Annotated in this window: 6 protein-coding genes; 1 reads left to right on the forward strand and 5 read right to left on the reverse strand. The window is 70.8% G+C overall.

Going from position 1 to position 5,527, the window contains the following annotated elements; all coding sequences use genetic code 11:
* From JT723_RS34440 to JT723_RS34460, 5 genes are all read right to left on the reverse strand, one after another.
* On the reverse strand, positions 1 to 99 hold a 99-nt coding region (locus tag JT723_RS34440), incomplete at its 3' end, for a LacI family DNA-binding transcriptional regulator (protein WP_205048849.1).
* A gap of 28 nt (positions 100 to 127) precedes the next feature.
* Positions 128 to 1,786, reverse strand: a complete 1,659-nt coding sequence (locus JT723_RS34445) for a glycoside hydrolase family 13 protein (RefSeq protein WP_205048845.1) — start codon at positions 1,784 to 1,786, stop codon at positions 128 to 130.
* 131 nt (positions 1,787 to 1,917) lie between these two features.
* Positions 1,918 to 2,823: a carbohydrate ABC transporter permease gene (locus tag JT723_RS34450; protein WP_205048846.1), complete on the reverse strand. Its 906-nt coding sequence runs from the start codon at positions 2,821 to 2,823 to the stop codon at positions 1,918 to 1,920.
* On the reverse strand, positions 2,820 to 3,782 hold the full coding sequence (locus JT723_RS34455; RefSeq protein ID WP_205048847.1) for a carbohydrate ABC transporter permease: 963 nt from the start codon (positions 3,780 to 3,782) through the stop codon (positions 2,820 to 2,822). The genes JT723_RS34450 and JT723_RS34455 overlap by 4 nt, the downstream gene beginning before the upstream one ends.
* A gap of 82 nt (positions 3,783 to 3,864) precedes the next feature.
* The gene (locus JT723_RS34460) at positions 3,865 to 5,235 is read right to left on the reverse strand and encodes an extracellular solute-binding protein (RefSeq protein WP_205048848.1); all 1,371 of its coding nucleotides are present in this window, start codon (positions 5,233 to 5,235) and stop codon (positions 3,865 to 3,867) included.
* Between the two features lie 193 nt (positions 5,236 to 5,428).
* Between JT723_RS34460 and JT723_RS34465 the strand changes: the two genes are divergently transcribed.
* Positions 5,429 to 5,527 (forward strand): LacI family DNA-binding transcriptional regulator (locus tag JT723_RS34465; RefSeq protein WP_205048850.1); only part of this gene is annotated, 99 nt, incomplete at its 3' end.

The following is a 5,527-nucleotide window of genomic DNA, read 5'->3' on the forward strand; positions in this document are numbered from 1 at the left end:
TGTGGCGTCCGACACCCCCGGCCTGCCGTTCAGCACCCGGCTCACCGTCGCCTCGCTGACGCCCACCCGCTTGGCCACCTCGGCCAGTCTCCGAGTCATGACGTGCCCGCCTGCCTTCCTTGTCGGGTCAGTGCCGCCGCAGCCACACGGTGGTGTCGTCGGGCAGTTCGCCCGCCGCGGGGTCGAAGTGCGGTGCGCTGGCGAGGACCACGTCGGCGTCCGCGGGCAGCCGCACCGCCGCACCCGACAGGTTCGCCAGGCAGGTGAAGCCGTCGCCGCGGGCGAAGGCCAGCACTCCCGCGCCGCTCTCCGGCAGCCAGCCGAAGGCCTCGCCGCGCAGCCCCGGCTCGGTGCGGCGCGCCCGCAGGGCCGTCCGGTAGAAGGTCAGCATCGAGTCGGGCCTGCCCTCCTGGGCCTGCGCGGTGTGGCCCGCCCACTGCTCGGGCTGCGGCAGCCACGGCTGGGCGGTGGCACCTTCCGGGCTGAAGCCGAACGGCGGACGGTCGCCGGACCAGGGCAGCGGCACCCGGCAGCCGTCGCGGCCGACGTCGGTGCCGCCGGTGCGGTGGAATATCGGGTCCTGGCGCCGGGCGTCCGGGATGTCCTCGACCTCCCACAGGCCCAGCTCCTCGCCCTGGTAGAGGTAGCACCCGCCGGGCAGCGCCAGGTCCAGCAGCAGCGCGGCCCGCGCCCTGCGGGTGCCCAGCTCCAGGTCGGTGGGTGTGGCGTGCTGCCGCAGCGACAGGCCGAAGGAGGTGTCGGCGCGGCCGTAGCGCGTGACGTGCCGGGTGACGTCGTGGTTGGACAGTACCCAGCTGGCGGGGGCGCCGACCGAGGCGTGCGCCGCGAGTGTCGCGTCGATGACCCGGCGCAGGTCGGCCGCGTCCCAGGGGCAGTTGAGGTAGTCGAAGTTGAAGGCGCTGTGCATCTCATCGGGCCGCAGGTAGTTCGCGAAGCGCCCCGGGTCGGCGAGCCACACCTCGCCGATCAGCGCGCGGGGCCGCGGGTAGCTGTCGGCGAGCGCCCGCCAGGCGCGGTAGATGCCGTGGACGTCGTCGCGGTCGATGTAGGGGTGCGGCACCGGCGGGGCGTCGTGGTCGAAGTCGGGCAGCGCCGGGTCCTTGGCGGGCATCGTCGCGGAGTCGATGCGCACCCCGTCGGCGCCGCGGTCGAACCAGAAGCGCAGCACGCTCTCGTGCTCCTCGCGGACCTTGGGGTTGTTCCAGTTCAGGTCGGGCTGCTCGGGCGCGAAGAGGTGCAGATACCACTCGCCGGGGCTGCCGTCCGGGTTGGCGGTACGGGTCCACGCCGGTCCGCCGAAGACCGACTGCCAGTCGTTGGGCGGCAGTTCGCCCCCGGCGCCGCGGCCCGCGCGGAACCAGAACAGCTCGCGGGCCTCGGCTCCTGGACCTGCGGCCAGCGCCTCCTGGAACCAGGCGTGCCGGTCGGAGACGTGGTTCGGCACCACGTCCACGACGATCTTCAGGCCCAGCTCGTGGGCCTCGGCGATCAGCGCCTCGGCCTGCGCGAGCGTGCCGAAGGCGGGGTCGATGCGGCGGTAGTCGGCGACGTCGTATCCGGCGTCGGCCTGCGGGGAGGCGTACCAGGGGCTGAACCACAGGGCGTCCACACCGAGTTCGGCCAGATAGGGCAGGCGGTCGCGGACACCGGTCAGGTCGCCGATCCCGTCGCCGTCGCTGTCGGCGAAGGAGCGCGGGTAGACCTGGTAGATGACGGCGTCACGCCACCACTGGGCGTGCGGGGCGGGGGCGGGCTGATCGGCCACGGGGGCGGGCTCCTTGTATGGGCTGGGCGGGCGGACTGCGGCGAAGGGGGGAGAAGGACCGGTCGGAGGGCAGCGCGGACCGTGCCGCAGGTCCTGCGGGCCTGAGGACGACGCGGAGACTGCGGAGGGTGTCAGCCCTTGAGCGCTCCTGCGGACAGGCCGCCGAGTATGTGCCGCTGGAAGAGCAGGAAGAGGACGATCATCGGCACCGCGGCGATCGACAGACCTGCGATCATCTCGGTCGGCGGCACCTGCGTGGTGGACGTGGACAGCCGGTGCAGTGCCACCGACAGCGTCTGCTTGTCGGGGTCCTGGAGCACCAGCAGCGGCCACAGGAAGTCCTTCCACATCCCCACGACGGCGAAGATCGAGATCACCGCGAGCACCGGCCGCGACAGCGGCAGCACCACCCGCAGCAGGGTCTGCAGCCGGGAGGCGCCGTCGATGGCGGCGGCGTCCAGGAGTTCACCGGGGATCTGGTCGAAGAAGCGGCGCAGCACGTAGATGTTGAAGGCGTTGGCGGCCCCCGGCAGCCACAGCGCCCAGGGCGTGTTGAGCAGGTTCAGGTGCAGCAGCGGCAGGTCGGAGACGGTCAGGTAGGCGGGCACCAGCAGGGCCGCCGCGGGCAGCATCAGGCTGGCGAGCATCCCGGCGAAGATCGCCCGGCCGAAGGCCGGCCGCAGCTTGGACAGCGCGTAGGCCGCGCACACGTCCACCGATATCTGGATCAGCCAGCCGCCGGCCGCGTACCAGGCGGTGTTGAGGAAGAAGTGCGCGATGTCCATCTGGCTCCACGCGTCGCGGTAGGCGTCGGTGTGCACGGACTTGGGCAGCAGCGTCGGCGTCTGGGCGGCGAACTCGCGCGGGGTCTCCAGCGCGGAACTGGCCATCCAGTACAGCGGGAAGAGGAAGGCCCCGGCGAACAGCACCGTGGTCACGGCCAGTACGGCGAAGTAGACGGCCCGGTTGCGCGGCCTTGCCAGCTCCTGGTCGGAGATCAGGCTGCGGGTGGCGGGTGCGGTGGCGGAGTTCGTCATGCCTGGTCCGTTTCGCGGGTCAGCCGCAGGTACAGCGCGGCGAAGACGCCCAGCACCGCGAAGAGCAGCACGCTCATCGACGCGGCGAGCCCGAAGTCGTTGTTGACGGCGAAGGCGTAGCGGTAGATCAGCGTCATCACGGTGATGGTCGACGGGTCGGTGAAGCCGGTCAGCTGGAAGGGCTCGATGAAGACCTGCATCGTGGAGATGATCTGCAGCAGCAGCAGGACCAGCATGATGAAGCGCATCTGCGGCAGCGTGACGTAGCGCAGCCGCGCCCACACCCCCGCGCCGTCCAGCTCCGCGGCCTCGAACAGCTCGCCGGGTATGGCCTGCAGCGCGGCCAGGTACATCAGCGTCGCACCGCCCATGTTGGCCCAGGTCGACACCAGCACCAGCGAGATCATCGCGGTGTGCGGCGACTGGATCCACTGCGAGGTGGGCAGGTGGGCGCCGCGCAGCACGGTGTTGAACAGGCCGCCGCCCGGGTCGTAGAAGAACTGCCACAGCATCACGCTGACGATCGGCGGCAGCATCACCGGCAGGTAGACCGCGATGCGGAAGTACGCCCTGAAGTGCCGCAGTTCGTTGAGCAGCACCGCGATGGCGAAGGGCACCGCGTAGCCGAGCAGCAGCGCGAGGCCGGTGAACTCCGCGGTGTTCTTCCACGCGGTCCAGAACAGCGGGTCGTCGAAGAGGTGGCGGTAGTTGTCCAGGCCGACCCACTGCGGGTCGGTGATCAGGTTGTCCTGCTGGAAACTCAGGACGATGCCGCGGAAGAGCGGATACCACGAGAACACCGCGAAGCACACGATGCCGGCCGCCATGAAGGCGTACGCCAGGGCGTTGTCTGCGACCCGGCGGCGCAGCCGGGCGCGGCGCGCGGAGCGCTCCCCGCTCCGGCCGCGGGCGGGTGCCGCGGGGGGTCCGGGACGGCGGGGGGCCAGCGAAGTGGCCATGGGGATCTCCTTGGTCGGTGCCCGCGGGCCGCGCCGTGCGGCGCCGCCCGCGGGTGCTGCGGGTCGGGGGTCCGGGTGCGGCCTACGGGGCCGCGAGCAGGGAGTCGACCTGCTGGGAGGCGTCCGAGAGCAGGGCGTCGATGTCGGCGTCCTTCTGGGTGAGGACCTTGGCCATGGCGGTGTCGAGCACGGCGTAGATCTGCTGTGCCTTCGGCGGTTCGAGGATCAGCGGGATGCCGGGCAGCGCCTGCTGGAAGGGCGCGTAGTTGCCGACCGGCTGGTTGGCGTACTTCTTGTCGGCGGCGGACTTGGTCTGCGCGGCGGCGCCGGTCCAGATGTTGGGCTCGGGCAGGCCCACGGGCTGCTTGGCCTCGGCCGCGCGCTGGGCGCCCAGCTCGATGCGGTCGGGGTTCTCGTACTTGAAGACCACCCAGGCCATCGCGGCCTTGATCTGCTCGGGGGTGTCCTTGGGGCTGAACATGAACCCGCCGCCGCCGGCCAGGGTGCCCTTGCCGCCGGGGATCGGGCCGAGGCCGTAGTCCTTGGGGTCGCCCTTGTACTGCGAGGCGATGGTGGGGATGTTGTCGGCGGTGGCGAGGTACATGCCGAGCTTGCCCGCGCCCATCATCTGCAGCAGGTCCGCCCACTCCAGCAGCTGCCGCCGGCCCATCGAGTCGTCGCTCCAGCGCATGTCGTGCAGCTGCTGGAGCACGGCCTTGCCGGTGGCGTTGTCGAAGTCGGCCTTCCAGCTGCCGTCGGGCTGCTGCTTGGCGACGTCGGCGCCGCGCGAGTACATCTCGGCGGTGAAGTGCCAGCCGCCGGTGTTGGACTTGCTGTAGTCGCCGTAGCCGACCATGCCCTTGCCGAGCGCGGCGATCTTCCTGGCGTCGGCCCGCACCTCGTCCCAGGTCGTCGGCGGCTTGTCCGGGTCGAGGCCGGCCTGCCGGAAGAGGGCGCGGTTGTACACCAGGCCCATCGAGTAGTTGCCCTCGGGCAGGCCGTAGGTGTGGCCGCGGGCGTCCTGGAAGACCTTCCGCAGCTGCGGCTTGACCTGGTCCGCCGCGGGGAACTGCGACAGGTACGGGGTGATGTCGGCCGCCTGGTGCTTGGCTATCAGGCCCGCCGGGTCGGTGTAGTAGACGTAGAAGGCGTTCTCCAGCTGGCCGCCGGCCAGCTTGGTGGCGAAGGTCTGCGGGTCCATCTGGCCCTCGTGCGGCACCACCTTGATCTTCGGGTGCAGCTTCTCGAAGGCCGCCACGTCCTCCAGGAAGATCTTCCGGTTCACCGGATCGGTCTTGGCGGGCATGTCGTTCACCGTGATGGTGACGGTGCCGTCGGAGGCGGCCGACGAGCCGGAGGAGCCGCCGCAGCCGCTCACTGCGAGGGCGAGGCCCGCCGCCGTGGCGACGGCGAGGGCGATGCGGGCTCTGCTGCCCGCCGCGAAACCGGTCATGAATCGTCCCTGGTCATGAGGGTGGTGGAGGGGTCGGCCGCCCCCGAGGTGACGCACAAGTTACGTCCCCCGCACCAGGCACGCAATGCGGAAACACATTTACGCAAAAACCATACGAGCCAGTCATGACCGCTTGGAAGGACTGCAAAAATAACGCAGAAATCCGGCAGCGAACCGCGGATATAGTGCGCTCATGGTACGCAAACTCGTGCAGGTGGCCCAGAAGGTCGGGGTCAGCGAGGCGACGGTGAGCCGGGTGCTGAACGGCAGGCCGGGGGTGTCGGACGCCACG

Origin of the sequence: Actinacidiphila bryophytorum, from assembly GCF_016916835.1 — a bacterium.
Taxonomy (GTDB): domain Bacteria; phylum Actinomycetota; class Actinomycetes; order Streptomycetales; family Streptomycetaceae; genus Actinacidiphila; species Actinacidiphila bryophytorum.